Annotated in this window: 19 protein-coding genes; 5 read left to right on the forward strand and 14 right to left on the reverse strand. The window is 35.1% G+C overall.

Annotated elements, in window-relative coordinates; genetic code table 11:
* Positions 1–2: 2 nt before the first annotated feature.
* The 3 genes from DDD_RS08480 to DDD_RS08490 form a co-directional block, all read right to left on the reverse strand.
* Positions 3–1,613 (reverse strand): ATP-dependent DNA ligase, encoded by a 1,611-nt coding sequence (locus tag DDD_RS08480; protein ID WP_015362413.1) that lies wholly within the window; start codon positions 1,611–1,613, stop codon positions 3–5.
* The gene (locus DDD_RS08485) at positions 1,610–2,692 is read right to left on the reverse strand and encodes a ligase-associated DNA damage response exonuclease (protein WP_015362414.1); all 1,083 of its coding nucleotides are present in this window, start codon (positions 2,690–2,692) and stop codon (positions 1,610–1,612) included. The genes DDD_RS08480 and DDD_RS08485 overlap by 4 nt, the downstream gene beginning before the upstream one ends.
* A gap of 77 nt (positions 2,693–2,769) precedes the next feature.
* Positions 2,770–3,297, reverse strand: coding sequence for a hypothetical protein (locus tag DDD_RS08490; RefSeq protein ID WP_015362415.1), 528 nt, complete (start codon positions 3,295–3,297; stop codon positions 2,770–2,772).
* A 215-nt stretch (positions 3,298–3,512) separates the two neighbouring features.
* Between DDD_RS08490 and DDD_RS08495 the strand changes: the two genes are divergently transcribed.
* Positions 3,513–4,451 carry an NAD-dependent epimerase/dehydratase family protein gene (locus DDD_RS08495; protein WP_015362416.1) on the forward strand — a complete coding sequence of 313 codons (939 nt, stop codon included), beginning with the start codon at positions 3,513–3,515 and terminating at the stop codon, positions 4,449–4,451.
* 53 nt (positions 4,452–4,504) lie between these two features.
* Positions 4,505–4,930: a TerB family tellurite resistance protein gene (locus DDD_RS08500; RefSeq protein WP_015362417.1), complete on the forward strand. Its 426-nt coding sequence runs from the start codon at positions 4,505–4,507 to the stop codon at positions 4,928–4,930.
* Between the two features lie 2 nt (positions 4,931–4,932).
* On the opposite strand, the gene DDD_RS08505 is transcribed toward DDD_RS08500, so the two are convergent.
* Genes DDD_RS08505 through fbp form a run of 5 tightly spaced genes read right to left on the reverse strand, consistent with a single transcriptional unit; the run spans position 4,933 to position 9,152 of the window.
* Positions 4,933–6,432 (reverse strand): ATP-binding response regulator, encoded by a 1,500-nt coding sequence (locus DDD_RS08505; protein WP_015362418.1) that lies wholly within the window; start codon positions 6,430–6,432, stop codon positions 4,933–4,935.
* Positions 6,432–6,914 (reverse strand): Rab family GTPase, encoded by a 483-nt coding sequence (locus DDD_RS08510; RefSeq protein WP_015362419.1) that lies wholly within the window; start codon positions 6,912–6,914, stop codon positions 6,432–6,434. Before DDD_RS08510 ends, DDD_RS08505 begins: the two co-directional genes overlap by 1 nt.
* 1 nt (position 6,915) lies before the next feature.
* Positions 6,916–7,746: a hypothetical protein gene (locus DDD_RS08515; RefSeq protein ID WP_015362420.1), complete on the reverse strand. Its 831-nt coding sequence runs from the start codon at positions 7,744–7,746 to the stop codon at positions 6,916–6,918.
* A gap of 8 nt (positions 7,747–7,754) precedes the next feature.
* Positions 7,755–8,108: a hypothetical protein gene (locus DDD_RS08520; RefSeq protein WP_015362421.1), complete on the reverse strand. Its 354-nt coding sequence runs from the start codon at positions 8,106–8,108 to the stop codon at positions 7,755–7,757.
* A gap of 33 nt (positions 8,109–8,141) precedes the next feature.
* Positions 8,142–9,152, reverse strand: a complete 1,011-nt coding sequence (gene fbp / locus DDD_RS08525; RefSeq protein WP_015362422.1) for a class 1 fructose-bisphosphatase — start codon at positions 9,150–9,152, stop codon at positions 8,142–8,144.
* A 114-nt stretch (positions 9,153–9,266) separates the two neighbouring features.
* Between fbp and DDD_RS08530 the strand changes: the two genes are divergently transcribed.
* Genes DDD_RS08530 through DDD_RS08540 form a run of 3 tightly spaced genes read left to right on the forward strand, consistent with a single transcriptional unit; the run spans position 9,267 to position 12,902 of the window.
* Positions 9,267–9,743 (forward strand): GNAT family N-acetyltransferase, encoded by a 477-nt coding sequence (locus DDD_RS08530; RefSeq protein ID WP_015362423.1) that lies wholly within the window; start codon positions 9,267–9,269, stop codon positions 9,741–9,743.
* Positions 9,740–11,026, forward strand: a complete 1,287-nt coding sequence (locus tag DDD_RS08535) for an aspartate kinase (protein ID WP_015362424.1) — start codon at positions 9,740–9,742, stop codon at positions 11,024–11,026. The genes DDD_RS08530 and DDD_RS08535 overlap by 4 nt, the downstream gene beginning before the upstream one ends.
* Before the next feature lie 49 nt (positions 11,027–11,075).
* On the forward strand, positions 11,076–12,902 hold the full coding sequence (locus DDD_RS08540) for a GNAT family N-acyltransferase (protein ID WP_015362425.1): 1,827 nt from the start codon (positions 11,076–11,078) through the stop codon (positions 12,900–12,902).
* A gap of 114 nt (positions 12,903–13,016) precedes the next feature.
* Here DDD_RS08540 and DDD_RS08545 read toward each other — a convergent pair whose 3' ends face one another.
* From DDD_RS08545 to DDD_RS08570, 6 genes are all read right to left on the reverse strand, one after another.
* Complete coding sequence (locus DDD_RS08545) at positions 13,017–13,442, reverse strand: arsenate reductase/protein-tyrosine-phosphatase family protein (protein WP_015362426.1); 426 nt, start codon at positions 13,440–13,442, stop codon at positions 13,017–13,019.
* Positions 13,443–13,566: 124 nt separating this feature from the next.
* Positions 13,567–13,977, reverse strand: a complete 411-nt coding sequence (locus DDD_RS08550; protein ID WP_015362427.1) for a TM2 domain-containing protein — start codon at positions 13,975–13,977, stop codon at positions 13,567–13,569.
* A 36-nt stretch (positions 13,978–14,013) separates the two neighbouring features.
* Entirely contained in the window at positions 14,014–14,409 is a 396-nt protein-coding gene (locus DDD_RS08555; protein WP_015362428.1) for a VOC family protein, read from the reverse strand.
* Positions 14,406–15,389 (reverse strand): 2-hydroxyacid dehydrogenase, encoded by a 984-nt coding sequence (locus DDD_RS08560; protein WP_015362429.1) that lies wholly within the window; start codon positions 15,387–15,389, stop codon positions 14,406–14,408. The genes DDD_RS08555 and DDD_RS08560 overlap by 4 nt, the downstream gene beginning before the upstream one ends.
* A gap of 75 nt (positions 15,390–15,464) precedes the next feature.
* Entirely contained in the window at positions 15,465–16,079 is a 615-nt protein-coding gene (locus tag DDD_RS08565; RefSeq protein WP_015362430.1) for a hypothetical protein, read from the reverse strand.
* 85 nt (positions 16,080–16,164) lie between these two features.
* Positions 16,165–16,641, reverse strand: coding sequence for a hypothetical protein (locus DDD_RS08570; protein ID WP_015362431.1), 477 nt, complete (start codon positions 16,639–16,641; stop codon positions 16,165–16,167).
* Positions 16,642–16,647 lie beyond the last annotated feature (6 nt).

Below are 16,647 nucleotides of genomic sequence, written 5' to 3' on the forward strand. Positions count from 1 at the left end.
TTTTATGGTATTAAAGCTTTTAGGTCATCAAGTGTATTTGCTTCTTCCATAGGTTTGTCTTTTCTCCAGCGTACAATACGTGGAAAACGTGTAGCGACTCCAGATTTGTGACGTTTGCTAGGAGCAATTCCTTCAAAGGCAATTTCAAAAACATGGTGCGGCGTTACAGACCGGACTGGTCCAAAACGTTCTAGAGTATTTTTTTTAATCCATGCATCGACTTTACGAAATTCGGCATCTGTGAGTCCAGAATAGGCTTTTGCAAAAGTTACCAGTTCGCCATCTTGCCATAAACCAAATGTATAATCAGTAAATAGATTTGCTCTTCTTCCATGACCTCTCATCGCATAGGTGAGTACTGCATCTACAGAAAACGGATCTGTTTTCCATTTCCACCAGTCACCTTTTTTGCGACCTACCAGATAAGGACTGTCTTTACGTTTAATCATCAATCCTTCTGACCGTTTTTCTCTAGCTAGATCTCGTTCCTGAGACATGTCGCCCCAAGAATTAAAACTCATGGTTTCTGATAGAAGCAAAGGCGTTTTTTCTTCTTGAGGTAAACCTTCTTCCTTTTTATTTAAGTCCAGCACAAGTTGATCTAAGATGGCTCTACGTTTTTCAAATGGCAGATCTCTTAAATCTTCTCCTTTCCATTCTAGCAAATCATAAGCGACTATGACAACGGGAACATCTTTTAATAGCTTTTTGCCAACAGTTTTACGACCTATTCTGGTTTGAAGGTCATTAAAGTTCATAATTAATCCGTCTTTGAATGGCAAGATTTCACCATCGATCACCGTACCATCTGGAATAGTGCTTATAAACTTTTGAAATTCTGGATATTTATCAGTAACAAGTTCTTCTCCTCTAGACCATACAAATAACTCGCCACTACGTATGATGGTTTGCGATCTTATTCCATCCCATTTATGCTCTGCACTCCATTGAGAAATATCTCCTAGCTCATCAACTTCTCCTTCTATAGCATAAGCCAGATAAAAAGGATAGGGTTTACCACGCATAGCCACCTCATTATCTTCATAAACTAATTCTTGAAAAGTGGTGTTTTCTCCAGTCCAGCTGCCCATCAATTTATGTGCAAGGACGTCTTTATCTATTCCAGTGGCATTTGCTAATGCTCTAGTCATTAATTTTTGGGAAACTCCTATTCTAAAACCACCTGTAAGGATTTTATTAAAAACAAATCGTTCGTAATAGTTCAATTGCAGCCAGTTATTCTGTAGATAGTCTCGTTTTTCAGATTCATCCTTTGATCTTAAATCGATAATCTCTTTAATGATTTGTGAAAGGCTTTTATCACTGGATTCATTTGAGGTAGGTAAAATAAGAGCGATGGTTTCTGCAAGGTCGCCTACTATGTGATAGCTTTCTTCAAATAACCACATAGGAACGCCACTTATTTGAGTAGCCCATTCCCGCATGAGAGTGGTGTTTACTGGTCTTTTAGGTCTTCTATGTGATAAAATAGCGATGGTCCATAGCTTGTCATCATCACTTGCCTTTTTAAAATAGTTGGTTAATGCAGCTACTTTAAGATTTGTTTTATTGGTGCCGTCTATGGTTCTAATAAGTTCTGCAAACTGTTTCATAACGCTACACTTGACTTTGGACCTGACTCTGATGTAGTGGCTGTTTTTTCCTCATTGTCTTTTGTCGTTTCATCAGACTCTTTTTCTTCAAGGTTTTCACCTTCGTATTGGGTTTTTTCACTGATGGCATTAAGACCTTTTTCTTCTCTTAAAAATCGAGCAAAAATCTCTTGATAACCATGTGTTGTGATGACATTTTCACAACCTGTAGCGTCTATACTTTCTAAGAGGCCATCCCAGTCACAATGATCTGAAAGAACAAAACCTTTATCAATAGCTCTTCTACGTCGGGCACCTCTAAAAGTCATCCAGCCACTGGCACTTGCCGTTACATAAGGTACCATTTTACGCATCCACGCACTTCCATGCGCACTAGGTGGCGCAATGACTATATTACCAGCTATTTCTTCTTTGGTAGTTTCTCTAGTGATGAGATGAAAAGGAGGGAAGTCTATTTGATCTTTCAAGACCTCTGTCATTTTAAAGACGGCGCCATGGCAATAAATCTTCATTTGTGAGGTGTTCAGATGTTTAATGATACGTTGTGCTTTACCTAGTGAGTAGGCAAAAAGAATAGAAGTCTTTTTTTCTTGGTGGTTTTGGGCACACCATAAATTAATATCTTCCATCACCTCACTTTGAGCTCTCCACTTGAAAGCAGGCAAGCCAAAAGTACATTCTGTTATAAACGTATTGCATTTTACAGGTTCATAAACTTTAGAAATACCATCGTCTTCGGTCTTGTAGTCGCCAGTAAATACCCAAACTTCTCCCTTGTGCTCTACACGTATTTGAGAAGAGCCAGGAATATGCCCTGCTGGATGAAATGAGAATTTTACATTATTAATAGAAAAAGAGTCGTTGTATCTAACGCCGCTCACATTTATATCTCCTAACCGGTGACTGATAATAGGTACATTATCATGATGAGTTATGTATTTTTTATGACCCCATCGAGAATGGTCTGCATGACCGTGTGTTATTAGTGCTTTAGAAACAGGTTGCCATGGATCTAGATAAACTCCTGCTGGTTTGCAGTAAATACCTTTCTTTGTAAATTGAAGTAGTGAATCACTCATGACCTAAAATTAAAGGACATGTGTTTAAAAGTAGATTAGATTAAGAGAAGTTTACCATTCTACAATTGATTAGATTTCTAATCAGTAGTTGGAATACTGTCATTTTTTTGGGCTTCTAGATCTGCTTTTAAAATCTCTAAAAGAGTTTTATTAGGTTGATCAAATTCATTGATTTTCCAATTTATTTGTAGCACTAATTCATCTAAAGCTAAGATAATGTCATTATATTTTTTCTCTATTTCTGCCGACTCTTTAATACGGTAACCTAAATATGATTTGTAGATGTGTAATCTAGTTTTTAAAACTATTAACCTTGAAATGATCGCTTGATCTACAAAATCATCAATAGGATTTTCTAGCATGTCATTCACATGGTCTATCAACTTGTTAGTCGCTGGAATGGAATGATCGTAATTTTCTAGTCCAGTAAGCAAGTTTTGAAAAGAATTCCAATCAAGCGCTTTTTTTTGTGCGTTGCCTATCAAGGTCATTTGTGATGATCTTAAAGCTAAAGCGGCGAAATCTAGCTGGTCCTGTTTAGACTCCTCAACAGGAGCTGGTTTACAGGCAACAAGTAGTAAAAAGGCTATAATAAAGATGCGCATAATGATAGAACGATGAAATGCAAATATGATTATAATTACTGCAATAAAAAAGAAGCACTTGCATGATTTAAAGCAGGTCAGTTTTGAAGATCTAGTGGTTAAGTAAGGTGTTTTTTAGGATTCCGCTTTCGCGAAAGCGAGATTATTATTAAAACTGTAATAAACTGATGGCTGTCGTTATATGGTGTTATTATATTTGCTATAAATATTTAAAAATGCCAACGAAGATATTAGTTATAGGCGCTTGTGGCCAGATAGGTACTGAGCTTACTATGAGATTGAGACAAATTTATGGAGGAAACCATGTAATTGCCAGCGATATACGTGATGGAAACGAGGAGATAATGGCTTCTGGACCTTTTGAAACGCTGGATGCGATGAATAAGAGTCAGATCGAAGATATTTGTTTGCATTATGAAATAGACGAAGTATATCTAATGGCAGCGATGCTAAGTGCGACGGGAGAGAAATTTCCTAAAAAAGCATGGAGTTTAAATATGGATTCTTTGATGCATGTATTAGATATTGCCAAAGAAGGTAAGATTAATAAGATATTCTGGCCATCTAGTATTGCGGTTTTTGGACCTACAACTCCTAAAGATGACACGCCTCAACACACGATTATGGAACCTACAACGGTTTACGGTATCAGTAAGCAAACAGGAGAACGATGGTGTGAATATTACCATCAAAAATATGGCGTAGACGTGAGGTCTATACGTTATCCTGGACTTATTTCATGGAAAACACTTCCAGGTGGTGGAACAACAGATTATGCAGTTGATATTTTTCATAAAGCGATAGAAGATAATGCCTATAACTGCTTTTTAAGTGAAGATACGGCCTTGCCTATGATGTATATGGAAGATGCTGTAAGAGCAACTACAGAGATCATGAGAGCTCCAGCAAGAGAAATCAAGCAAAGGTCTTCTTACAATCTTTCTGGAATGAGTTTTACACCTAAAGAAATTACTGCTGAAATACAGAAGCATTTACCTGATTTTACAATTAGTTACGAGCCAGATTTTAGACAGAAAATAGCCGATAGCTGGCCTAGTTCCATAGATGACAGTCATGCTCGTGAGGACTGGAGCTGGAAAAACGAATATGAAATAGGAAATATGGTTTCTGAGATGCTAAGTCATCTTAAATAATGAGCTATTGCTATAATAGCTATTCTTATATTTGCACTAATTAAAATAAGATTATGTCATTTTCAAGTTTATTTGAGTCTGGAGCTAGTGCCAGAAATAAAAGTCATTTTGCAACATTAGTAGCTCTTGCACAGGTTTCTGGAATGCAAGAAGAAGAAGAAGTGGTATTGAAAAGGTTTAAGTCTGTATTAGATATATCAGATTCAAATTATACCGAAATTCTTAAAAACCCAAATGCGTACCCAGTTGCTCCACCTAATTCAGCAGAAGAGCGTATCCAGTGGTTGCATGACCTTTTTAAAATTGTATTTGCAGATCATCGCATGGATGAAAATGAATACAAGTTATTGAAGAAGTATGCAACAGCAATAGGGTATAATGAAGAAGATGCAGCGTACTTAGTAGAACGTTCTATAGAAATTTTTAACGGGCACTTGAATCTGGACGATTACCGTTACCTACTCAATAAAAATAGATAGAGTTATAAAAACTTTTTAAGTCTAAGCCTTTTATAGATAGTGTTTAACAACTCATCATCTGTATAAGGCTTTTTTATGACGTCTTTAAACCCTGCAGCTTTATAAGCAGCTATGCTTTCTTTACTCGTATGAACTGTGAGAGCTAGGATAGGAATCTTTTTATTTTCCTCATTAGCAAATTGCTTGATAATACTTATCAACTCTATGGAGTCAATTTGTGAAATACTAGATGACATGAGAATAAGATCGAATTCACGATTCTCTACAGCTTCTAATAACTCTCTTGGATCTGTATAAACTTCTGTATTAAAATTACCAGTGCTTACTAATACCTTGAGAGCGGTAAATTGAGTAGTAGTGTTCTCATCTGCTATTAACACCTTTACTTTTTCAGTAAATTTATATTGCTCTACAGTAGAGGTTTTTTTAGGAGGAAGCTTTACTTCATGTAATGGATAGGCAACCTTAAGATTCACTATTTGTTGTGTGTAATCTTTGTCAATTTTATTGAATTTAACTGTACCGTCTAATAACTCAACTAATTCTCTTACTATAGAAAAGTTGAGCCCTTCTGGTTTCATCTTTTCTAGATCTTTTAATTCGTATTTATCTCCTAAGCCTTCTGGGACAATACCTTTATGATGAACTTGAAATCTCAAACTAGTTTTACCAGCTCTTTTATGATTTTCTGTCACCTCAAATTTGATATGGTTTCCATTATTAAAAATAAGTGCGTTTTCAATTAAGTTATTGATTACTTGTCCTATTCTTCTTTGATCACCTACCAAATAATCTGGTACGCCGCTGGCTACGTCCATTTCAAAAGTATTTTTTGAAAGAGAAACTTTAGCATTAAAATTCAAATAAATATTGGCTAACAAATCTTTAAATGAAAAAACTTCTTCTACTAGTTTTGAATTTCCCTTCTTCAGCTTTGAAAGTTCTATAACATCATCCAGTAATTTTCTGATAGAATCACTTTGTTCTTTTAGTGCTTCTACTAGTTTAGTTTGTTCTAAATCTAGTTCGCCCTTTAATAAAAGTGATGAAAAGGCACTTATTAAAGTAAGAGGGCTTCTCAATTCTTGAGAAAAGTTTTTAATGAACTTTGTTTTAAAAGCCTCTTTTTCTTGCAACAGGTCGTTTTTGATTTCCAAGAGCTCGTTTAAAATCAGCGACTGATTGCGCTGCTGAGCTACTTCTTGTATACGACTATAGAATTCAGAACGATCTCTTAAAATAATTACTCCAGAGTTATCTTTATGTGTAATGACTTCGACATCAAATGTACGGTCAAACATATTCACGCAGTCTAACTTAAGATGAGTTGAGCTAGAATTGAATAAGGAATCAATGGATTCAAAAAAGGGATGTGCCTCTTTAAGAGGTGCGCCTTTTTGAAAGTTCAATAACTTTTGATCAGAACTTTTAATAGTGCCATTTGAATCAATTGAAATAAATTGAACAGGAACTATAAATTCACCTTTTGAATTGCTACTCATTATGAAATAAGAATTTTAGCCATTTTTTCAAATAAGCGTTGAATGTTATTACCTTCTTTTGCACTAACTAACATATCTAAAAAATCCAACTCTTCTTTCTTTTGTGCAATCGATCCTTTAATCAATAAATCACTTTTATTTCCTACGGTAAGAATTGGGATGTTACCAAAGTTTTTAATCAGGTAATCTTTGTGTGCGCCTATATTTTCATAAGTTCTAGGGCGCGTCACGTCACTCACATAAATAAACCCATGTGTCCCGATTAAATAGGATTTTCTGATCTCTTCAATTTCGTCTGTACCTTCTGTATCCCAAATGATAAGGTTAACAGTATGCTCAGGAAGCTCAACTGTTTTCTTTAAGATGTGTACACCTATGGTTACTTTGTAGTCTTCTGCAAAAGTATCGTCTACAAAACGACGAATAAGAGAGGTTTTACCAACTCCAAAGCTTCCAACAATAACTATTTTTTTAGAGGACATTTTATTCTTCTGTAAATTTGTAAGTTTTGAATTTATCTAATAATAAATTCTCTAATTCAGTGCGATCGTAAATAATATTTCGTTTACTGATCTCTTGACTTATTTCTAAATTAAAATCTTCTAATTCATTTTCAAGTCTCTCGGTAAAAGTACCACTTACGGCACTTGCAATGTAATATTTATGAAAACTATGCAGGTGAATTTCATAAAGGTCGTATTCAATAGATTGCAAGTCATGATGGGTTTCTTTAAAAGCATCTTCTACAAAGGCTTTAATGGCTGTAAGCATGCCACTTATCATGTCTTCATCTACGGTCTCCTTAGTTTGATAACTACCTAACAGGATTCCAGAACCTTTTTCAATGACAAAAATTTGTTCCACTTCTGCCTTAGCAAGTCCACTTATTATAATGTCATTTTCTTTAACACCACTAAAGAGCGCTTTGAGTTTCCTTTTTATCGCTCTTCCAGAAAATACATCTTTAGTAGCAAGATCAACGTTTTCTGAAAGCATTTTGATCTCGTTAGAAATATATTTCTTGATCATTTTCCCTAAAATGGGATAAAGCGCCTCTACCACCTGATCTTTAGACTCTTCGATTTGTTTTTTGAGAGTTTTTGTAATTACTGGTCCTAATTGTTCGGGAATATTTAAGGCAAAAGTTTCTAGCTCCTCTTTAATGATGGGAGATACTTTTTCAGAAAGTTTTTCTCGTTCTCTTATAGTTTCCTCGAGATCAGAAATCTTTTTTGAGATGCTTTCTGTTAATTGCCTATCATCAGTAAGTAAGAGAGTACGTAATAAATCCAGCTTATCATCCTGGTTAATCATACTTTATTTTAGGCTTTTATTTTTTCACCTAATTCTATTAACGCATCACCTAACATAGAACGGCTTGTTTTGTCTTCGTCCATGTTCTCTAATCTATCGTCTATTTTAGACTCTAAGTCAGTTATACGTATGTTTAAATCTGTAGAAAGGCTATCGATGCTTTTGTGAAGCTCGTCCCTAGTTTCTTCAATCATATCATGCAATTCTTGTCGCTTTGCAATGATATCTTTCTTTAAAAGATCAAATTCAGAATCGTATTGCTGGATGTTTTCACCAAAAATAAGATTCTTAATAGCTTCTAATTTTGAGCTGCTATCTATAGATAATGATGCTTCCTCCGATTGCTTTTTGTCTTTTGCCATTCTGGTTAGGTTAAGCTACAAATTTAAGCAAAATTATCGAGGATATTTACTCATAAACTCTTCTGCTTTACGCACCATATTTTTACTACCACAAAAGAATGGTACACGTTGATGTAACTCATTAGGCTTCAAGTCCATAATGCGCTGATATCCGTCGCTAGCTAGTCCTCCAGCTTGTTCGGCAATAAACGCCATAGGATTACATTCGTAAAGCAATCGCAATTTACCATCTACTGATTTGGAGCTTTTAGGATACATATAGATTCCACCTTTAATCATATTACGATGTATATCGCTCACTAGACTTCCTATGTAACGACTTGTATAAGGCCTGTCACCTTCTTCTTGCTGGCAATATTTGATGTAATCTTTTACACCTTGAGGGAAATGCACATAATTTCCTTCATTCACGCTGTAGATAGAGCCGTCTTCTGGAAAGGTCATATTAGGATGAGAAAGATAGTAAGTTCCTAAAGAAGGATTAAGAGTAAATCCATTCACTCCATTTCCAGTAGTATAAACCAGCATGGTAGAAGTCCCATAAATGATATAACCAGCAGCTACTTGCATATTTCCTGGTTGTAGAAAATCTTCTAGTTGCACTGGAGTTCCTACTGGAGTCACACGACGGTAAATAGAAAAAATGGTACCTACAGAAACATTCACATCGATATTAGAACTTCCATCTAGTGGATCCATAGCGACCACATATTTATTACCATGGTCTTTACGTTCTCCTTCTATAGTAATAAAGTCATCATTTTCTTCACTGGCGATTCCACAAACAATTTGCCTATTAGTAAGAGTCCTGATAAAAGTGTCATTTGCAAATACATCCAGCTTTTGTTGATCTTCACCTTGTGTGTTGATCTCGCCAGCACTACCAGTAATATCTACCAGACCAGCTTTATTAACTTCATGATTCACCATTTTTGCAGCTAGACGTATAGAGTTAATAAGTCTAGAAAGCTCGCCACTGCTGTACTGAAAGTCAGACTGGTTCTCTATAATAAATTCTCCGAGTGATTGATTTTTTGTAGCCATAATATGATTAGTTACGCAAATATCTTAATAAAATATTGGTCGCTACAACGTTGTATTAGATACTTTTCACATTTTTTTACATGTCGTCAATTATATTTACCTAAAATTTGACCTATGATCGAGGTAAGAGAAGTTGTAAAGGAAGATTTTCCAAGAGTTCTAGAACTCATTAAAGAACTAGCGGTTTTTGAAAATGAGCCAGAAGCGGTAGAGGTAACTATTGAAGAATTAGAAGAAAATGGACTAGGCGATGAGGCATTATTTAAATGCTTTGTGGGTCTTTATCATAACAAGATCGAAGGCATTAGTTTATGTTACCCTCGTTTTTCTACTTGGAAAGGTAAAACCATTCACCTTGAAGACCTCATTGTGACAGAGAAAATGAGAGGTAAGGGTTTGGGTAAAGCATTGTATGATCAAGTACTTCAATATGCATATGAACAAAACGTGAGAAGAGTAGAATGGGTTGTGCTGGACTGGAATACTAATGCGATAGATTTTTATGAGAAAACAGGAGTGACCATGATCAAAGACTGGTATCTTGCTCAAATGGATCAAACTTCTTTAGAGAATTATATCAAGAGCAAATGAGAATATTCAAATTCGGTGGTGCCTCAGTTAAAGACGCAGCTGGTGTGCGCAACGTCTGTAAAGTGTTAAACACTATAGGTTATGAAAATACCGGTATTGTAGTTTCTGCAATGGGTAAAACGACTAATGCACTTGAGGAAATCATTGAAAGATATCTATCTGAAGATACCACCTACGTAGATCTTATAAGTCATTTGTATGAAGAACATATGGAGGTGATTGGTGCGTTAGAACAACCTAGTAATGATCAAGAAAGTGATTTTTCAGTCCGCTTTCGCGAAAGCGGAATCAAAAAAGACATCAAATATATAATCGAGTCACTGACAGAAGAACTATTGCGTAACAAGAGTAAAAGTTACAGTTTTTTATACGATCAAGTGGTAAGTCATGGAGAATTGATGTCTACAAAAATCGTGGCAGCCTACCTTAATGAATGCGGTATTCCTTTGCAATGGAAAGATGCAAGAGAGTTTATTAAGACCGACAATAAATATAGAGATGCTGCTGTAAAATGGAAAGAAAGTGAAAAACTAGTTAAGAAGAAGTGTGGTGCGCAGCTATTTATAACACAAGGGTTTATAGGTTCTGATGACAACGGTTTTACCACAACATTAGGTAGAGAAGGAAGTGATTACACGGCTGCTATCCTTGCTTACTGCCTCGATGCAGATAGTGTCACGATATGGAAAGATGTGCCAGGCGTACTTAATGCAGATCCTCGAGCTTTTCAAAATACCGTTCTGCTGCAAAAGATTCCTTATAATGAAGCGATTGAGCTGGCATTCTACGGCGCTTCAGTCATTCATCCTAAAACGCTACAACCGCTTCAAGGTAAAAAAATACCTCTTTATGTAAAATCATTTTTACTTCCTGAAGATGAAGGTACCGTAATTACTGACGCTGCAACCATAGATCCATTTATACCATGTTATATCGTTAGAAAAAACATGGTGTTCATGAAAATTTCCTCTAGAGATTTTAGTTTCATAGGAGAGAATAACATTTCTGATATTTTTCAAGAACTTAGTGAGCATAAAATGCAAGTAGGCTTATTGCAAAATAGTGCCATAAGCTTTTCACTTTGTGTAGAAGATAAATATAATAAACTTAAAGAATTACTTGCAGACTTAGAATCACGATATAAAATAAGTCATGTTACCGGTGTGTCACTTTACACGGTTAGGCATTACAACGAGGATGCTATGGAATTTATAGAAGCTGGAAAAGAAGTGTTATTGAAGCAACGAGCGCAAGAAACACTCCAATTAATCGTTAAAGAATAGTCAGGTTACAATTATCTTATATTTGTAATATGACAACCAACCAATTTCTATGGGATTAGTAAATGCAAAAGAGGTAGCAAAGGCTATCAATATAGATAAATACGGCTTTTTAGGCACTCTCGGAGGATGGTCGTTAATGAAACTTTTGCGTATATCTACTCTCAATAAATTATACAATAGACATAAGCATAAACAAACAGGCGACTTTTTAAATGGCTTGTTAGAGGATTTGCAAATTGAGTTTGAAATCCCTGAAGAAGATTTAAGGCGTATTCCTAAAAACAATGCTTTTATTACTATTTCAAATCATCCGCTAGGAGGAATTGATGGTATATTATTATTAAAACTGCTTCTTGAACGTCGTCCAGATTATAAAATTATAGCTAACTTTTTACTGCACCGCATCGAGCCGTTGAAGCCATTTATTATGCCGGTTAACCCTTTTGAGGATCGTAAAGACGCTAAGTCTAGTACCGCTGGGTTTATGCAAGCTATACGACATTTAAAAAACGACTTTCCTCTAGGAGTATTTCCTGCAGGAGAAGTTTCGACCTATAGAGATGGAAAACTCGTCGTAGATAAGAAATGGGAGGAAAGTGCTATGAAACTTATCCAGAGAGCTGAGGTTCCAGTAATTCCTATTTATTTTCATGCAAAGAATAGCCGCATGTTTTATAGGCTAGCAAAAATTAATGATGTTTTTAGAACAGCCAAATTACCTTCTGAGCTGCTTTCTCAAAAACACCGCGTTATTAAAGTTAGAATAGGTAACCCAATATCTGTCAAGGCTCAAAAAGAGCATGAATCGTTGGAGGATTTTACTGATTTTCTACGTAAAAAAACATACATGCTTTCTAAACCTTATGATAAAGAGGTGAAAAAGCTAAGTGACCTTCCTAAAACGATTAAAATTCCTAAAGCTCCCAAAAAAATTGCCGCAACGACAGATCAAAAGTCCTTGATCAAAGAAGTAGATGCGTTAAGAGAAATGGGAGATAAGCGTCTATTAGAATCTAAAAATTATGAAGTCTTTCTTTCTCAAAAAGAACACATCCCTAATGTCTTAGCAGAACTCGGTAGATTAAGGGAAATCACATTTAGAGCAATAGGTGAAGGCACTAATCAACCTACCGATCTTGATAAGTATGATAATTATTACCATCAAATGTTCTTATGGGATCGAGATGCAAATTGCATTGCAGGAGCCTACCGCATGGGAATGGGTAGCCAGATAAGTAAAGCTTACGGTCTTGAAGGGTTTTATTTAAATGAGTTGTTCAAATTTGAGCCAGAGCTTCATAAAATGATGAGTGAGTCCATTGAAATGGGCCGTGCTTTTATCATAAAAGAATACCAGCAAAAACCTATGCCGCTGTTCTTACTATGGAAAGGAATTGTGCATTGTACGCTTAGGTTTCCAGAGCATAAGTATCTAATAGGTGGAGTAAGCATCAGTAATAAGTTCTCTAACTTTTCTAAATCATTGATGATCGAGTTTATGAAAAGTAACTATTACGATCCATATATAGCTCAGTATATTACCCCAAAGCAAGACTTTAAAGTAAAACTAGAAGATGCAGATAAGGATTTTATTTTTGATGAAAGCGCTGCAGACCTCAATAAGTTTGATAAAATTATAGACGAGTTAGAGCCTAATGAATTACGTCTTCCTGTACTTATTAAAAAGTACGTAAAGCAAAATGCAAAAGTGGTTGCTTTTAATGTAGACCCATTATTCAACAATGCTGTGGATGGTTTAATGTATATACGCATTGCAGACCTTCCAGAAAGCACGGTGAAGCCAGTAATGGAAGAGTTTCAGGCAGAAATGGAATCTAAATACTTTAGCTCACAACAGGAAGATGGTGAAGGGTAAATAGCAGTGCTGAAAACTACACTCTAAATTGCGTAATTATTTTAATTTACCTAAAAACTTAAAATTTCTGGAATGTTGCCTTTAGACTATAAATTAAAAGAGTAAGAGTTTGTATTATTTCTTTTTTTGAAGATATTTTTCTGCAAATTCTATGCAATAATCTTGTAATTCTTTGCGGCTGGATTTGAAGGCTTTTTTTATCTCTTTATCTGTTCCTGAAGTTTTATCTAAATTATCCATATCTAGATGAAATATTTGTGCCTTTTTGGTCTTTGATGTTGCTATCTCGTTGGCTTTCTTGGAAAAGGTAATAATGAAGTCAAAGGTGATTTCTTCAATATCTTCAAATTTCATGCGCGACTTTTCTATAGGTATACCAAGTGAATCCATCACCTTTACAGCCATTTGATGAGTAGGTAACGGTTCTAAACCAGCGCTTATAACCTGTGTCTTCTTTGAGCTGTAGTAATCTAAAAAACCTTGGGCCATAGGACCCAAAGTTGAGTTAGTCGTACTTAAAACTAGAATTTTTAATGCCATGAGTAATTAAAAATAGCAAATGCTATGTGCAATGTTAACGCAAAGTTAAGTCCATTAAAATTGGTTCACAAAAAAAGGTCTTAAACTTAACATTTAAGACCTTATATATTTGTAAATCAAAAACTTAAAACCAAGCTTTTTTATTTAACTGGTAAGTGTGGTAAAATTCTTCATCAGACTTTGTCAGATAAATAATTCCCTCTATTAATCCTATGGTTCCTGGTATCCAAACAAAAAACGCTCCAATAAGGATACATGAAGTTAAAATACCCAAAATTGTAACCACAGCAAGAATAATTCCTTCGGTATTGTAACCTAAAATGAACTTATGAATACCGAAACCACCTAAGAAAATACCTAATAGTCCAGCCAGTATTTTCTTATTATCTTGACTATTTACAGTTTGATTAAAGTTTTGTTTGAATTCATTGGCGCTATTCTGGGCGCTATTTGCCGCATCATTAAATGTTTCTTTTGCTGCATCTTTGGCACTATCAAAACTATCTTTAGCGCTATCGTATCCGTCTGTACTCATTTTTTGTAATTTATGATTAGTTGTTGTAAATGTATATTATTTTTCAAAAAGGTGTTCATTTGCCGGTTCCCATAATTCAACTTTGCGATCATCACAATCTACAATCCAGCCAAATTTCCCGTAATCGAATTCCTCTATCTTACCGACTGTTTTAACTCCGTTTTGTTTCAGTTCTTCCATTAAACTTTTCAAATCTGCCACGCGGTAATTGATCATAAACTCTTGTTCTCCTGGCTCAAAATAAGTAGACTCTGCTTTAAACGGACTCCATTGCTGGCTTGCTTTTTCATCCAGCTTCACACTATCTGCTTGCCAGAAGGTACAACCATAATCATCTACCGGTAAGCCTAGATGTTTTTCATACCATTTCTTAGTGGCAGCAACGTCTTTACATTTAAAAAATATACCGCCTATTCCTGTAACTTTATTCATGATGGTTGATGGTTTGAGATAATTTTATTTGCAATTACTTCAGCAAGTTTATATTTAGATTCTACCGTCCAGCCTGCTACATGTGGGCTTAATATAACATTATCCATAGACAGTAGCTCTTTAAATGCCGTTGGAATTTCGCTTTTCATCTTTTTAGATGAAAGTTTATCCTGAGGTAGCTCAGGGCGAAAAAGAGATTCAAAAGAACCTTTTTCATATTCTAATACATCGAGACCAGCACCTAGTATTTTGCCATTTTTAAGTGCCTCGACAAGGTCAATAGTTACTACAGACTTGCCTCTTGCAGTATTGATAAGGTAAAATGGTTTTCTAAAAGCGCCGATAAAAGCTTGATCTATCATCTTTATAGTATCAGGAGTCTGCGGTATGTGTAGTGATAGGACATCAGCTTGTTTTTGTAGTTCTTCAAGACTTACTTGACCGCAATACATATCACCTACTGCTTTTTTGATGTCATAACAAATGACCTTGCAGTCAAACCCTGAGAGCTTTTTAGCAAAAGCCTTACCCATGTTTCCATAACCTATTAATCCTACCGTTTTACCTTCTAGTTCTACGCCACGATTTTCTTCTCGCTGCCACAATCCAGACCGTACTTCTTGATCTGCTCGATTCAAATGATTAAATAGCGATAGTAACATTCCTAATGCGTGCTCACCTACAGCATTTCTATTTCCTTCTGGAGCGTTGTAACACTTTATTCCTAGATCCTTTGCTGTTTCTAGATCAATGTTTTCAAGTCCAGCGCCTACACGACCTATAAATTTTAAATTACTTGCAACCTGCAAAAACTCTTGATTAATGGGGAACCTACTTCTTACTATCAGGCCATCATAACCAGCTATAACTTTCATGATCTCCTGTTTAGAAGAAGTGCAGTCATAATGATTTTCAAAACCAGCTTGTTCCAGTTTCTCTGCAAGAATATCGTGGTTGCTATCTAGGTGAAGTACTTTCATCGAATAAAAATAGGGTTTTAAATAATCAATTTATTCTGAGCAATATTTTAGTTCCTTAACAGTAAAATTAATTATCTAAGAACTATATGAGTTTTTACCTTGAGTGGTTACTTTGTTGTATTCTTTATCCATAATAAGAAAATAATTATTAAAGCTTTCCAATTCAATTTGAAGGACTTTGCTTTTCAAATTTACTAACGGGATACAATACACTCCTGATTCAGAAAAAGGATCAGAATTTATGTATATGAATTGGAAAAAATCATTGTTTTGAAATTCTTTAACAAAAATTCTGTCATTGGTGATTTTAATCTTATCTATGTTTCCCCCATATAAAATAGTGACGGTCAAGTTTTCAATTTTGACAATATAAGTGCGGTGTTTTTCTGTGTATATAGCTATTAGTTTGTATCCAAACCATTTAATATAATGAAGTCTAAATCCAAAATCAGAATGATTACTTTTAGGTTGCCAATTTAAAATTATTCCATTTGCATATTTTATTTTAATCGAACATCTTCCATATTCCTCATCTTGATACCAAGCAAGTCTATTTCCTTCAAAAGCGATATCCTTATATTTGATGTTAAAACTTGCTCTTTCGCTTTGCCAATGAATAGATTCATTTTCAATCAGAGGTTCAAAACCTTCGTTATTAAGGCAATCTTCAATGTCATTCCAAAAATTCATTATTATAAAATTTATTTTATCTACTATCTGGTTTTAAATTATGATACAGCTTTCATATCGTAAATCAAAAATCTACAATCCTTAATCAAACTTCCACCATGTTCAGTTCACTTTCAAAATCATATTGTAGGTCTTCATGTAAAGTCGAGATACGCGTTTTAATTAGCACAATTTGTCTTGCCATTAAGTCGCGCATGGTTTTACTGCGCAACACTTGTGGATGAGTTTCTCTCATTAGTCTACAAAAGTGTATAAGAAGCGCAACCTCGGTTTCTTTGTTGCCAGAGTAGCGAGCATATTTTTTAGTTTCTCTAAGCACTTTGCGCACACCTTTTTGTAAGCGGTAATTATTTGCCGTATTCAGCGCTAGAAACTGATTGTCCATAAGCGCTTTTACCTTAGCTATATAGTCGTCTTCATCAGTAGACTCAAAAAGTAAATAGGTGAGGAGTTCCTTATTTTCTTTTTTAAATCGCGACAGTCGCAATACGATCTTTATCAAATCTTCGTCAGATCTGAATTTAAGCTCTTCTTTTAATTCTTTTACCGAAGCCGTTTTCATAGGGGA

It is taken from the genome of Nonlabens dokdonensis DSW-6 (genome assembly GCF_000332115.1).
GTDB classification, from domain to species: Bacteria; Bacteroidota; Bacteroidia; order Flavobacteriales; family Flavobacteriaceae; genus Nonlabens; species Nonlabens dokdonensis.

What these genes read in the sequence shown, in the direction of transcription:
- DDD_RS08480 (WP_015362413.1), bottom strand. Translation starts at nt 1,613, where the DNA reads ATGAAACAGTTTGCAGAACTTATTAGAACCATAGACGGCACCAATAAA.
- DDD_RS08485 (WP_015362414.1), bottom strand. Translation starts at nt 2,692, where the DNA reads ATGAGTGATTCACTACTTCAATTTACAAAGAAAGGTATTTACTGCAAA.
- DDD_RS08490 (WP_015362415.1), bottom strand. Translation starts at nt 3,297, where the DNA reads ATGCGCATCTTTATTATAGCCTTTTTACTACTTGTTGCCTGTAAACCA.
- DDD_RS08495 (WP_015362416.1), top strand. Translation starts at nt 3,513, where the DNA reads ATGCCAACGAAGATATTAGTTATAGGCGCTTGTGGCCAGATAGGTACT.
- DDD_RS08500 (WP_015362417.1), top strand. Translation starts at nt 4,505, where the DNA reads ATGTCATTTTCAAGTTTATTTGAGTCTGGAGCTAGTGCCAGAAATAAA.
- DDD_RS08505 (WP_015362418.1), bottom strand. Translation starts at nt 6,432, where the DNA reads ATGAGTAGCAATTCAAAAGGTGAATTTATAGTTCCTGTTCAATTTATT.
- DDD_RS08510 (WP_015362419.1), bottom strand. Translation starts at nt 6,914, where the DNA reads ATGTCCTCTAAAAAAATAGTTATTGTTGGAAGCTTTGGAGTTGGTAAA.
- DDD_RS08515 (WP_015362420.1), bottom strand. Translation starts at nt 7,746, where the DNA reads ATGATTAACCAGGATGATAAGCTGGATTTATTACGTACTCTCTTACTT.
- DDD_RS08520 (WP_015362421.1), bottom strand. Translation starts at nt 8,108, where the DNA reads ATGGCAAAAGACAAAAAGCAATCGGAGGAAGCATCATTATCTATAGAT.
- fbp (WP_015362422.1), bottom strand. Translation starts at nt 9,152, where the DNA reads ATGGCTACAAAAAATCAATCACTCGGAGAATTTATTATAGAGAACCAG.
- DDD_RS08530 (WP_015362423.1), top strand. Translation starts at nt 9,267, where the DNA reads ATGATCGAGGTAAGAGAAGTTGTAAAGGAAGATTTTCCAAGAGTTCTA.
- DDD_RS08535 (WP_015362424.1), top strand. Translation starts at nt 9,740, where the DNA reads ATGAGAATATTCAAATTCGGTGGTGCCTCAGTTAAAGACGCAGCTGGT.
- DDD_RS08540 (WP_015362425.1), top strand. Translation starts at nt 11,076, where the DNA reads ATGGGATTAGTAAATGCAAAAGAGGTAGCAAAGGCTATCAATATAGAT.
- DDD_RS08545 (WP_015362426.1), bottom strand. Translation starts at nt 13,442, where the DNA reads ATGGCATTAAAAATTCTAGTTTTAAGTACGACTAACTCAACTTTGGGT.
- DDD_RS08550 (WP_015362427.1), bottom strand. Translation starts at nt 13,977, where the DNA reads ATGAGTACAGACGGATACGATAGCGCTAAAGATAGTTTTGATAGTGCC.
- DDD_RS08555 (WP_015362428.1), bottom strand. Translation starts at nt 14,409, where the DNA reads ATGAATAAAGTTACAGGAATAGGCGGTATATTTTTTAAATGTAAAGAC.
- DDD_RS08560 (WP_015362429.1), bottom strand. Translation starts at nt 15,389, where the DNA reads ATGAAAGTACTTCACCTAGATAGCAACCACGATATTCTTGCAGAGAAA.
- DDD_RS08565 (WP_015362430.1), bottom strand. Translation starts at nt 16,079, where the DNA reads ATGAATTTTTGGAATGACATTGAAGATTGCCTTAATAACGAAGGTTTT.
- DDD_RS08570 (WP_015362431.1), bottom strand. Translation starts at nt 16,641, where the DNA reads ATGAAAACGGCTTCGGTAAAAGAATTAAAAGAAGAGCTTAAATTCAGA.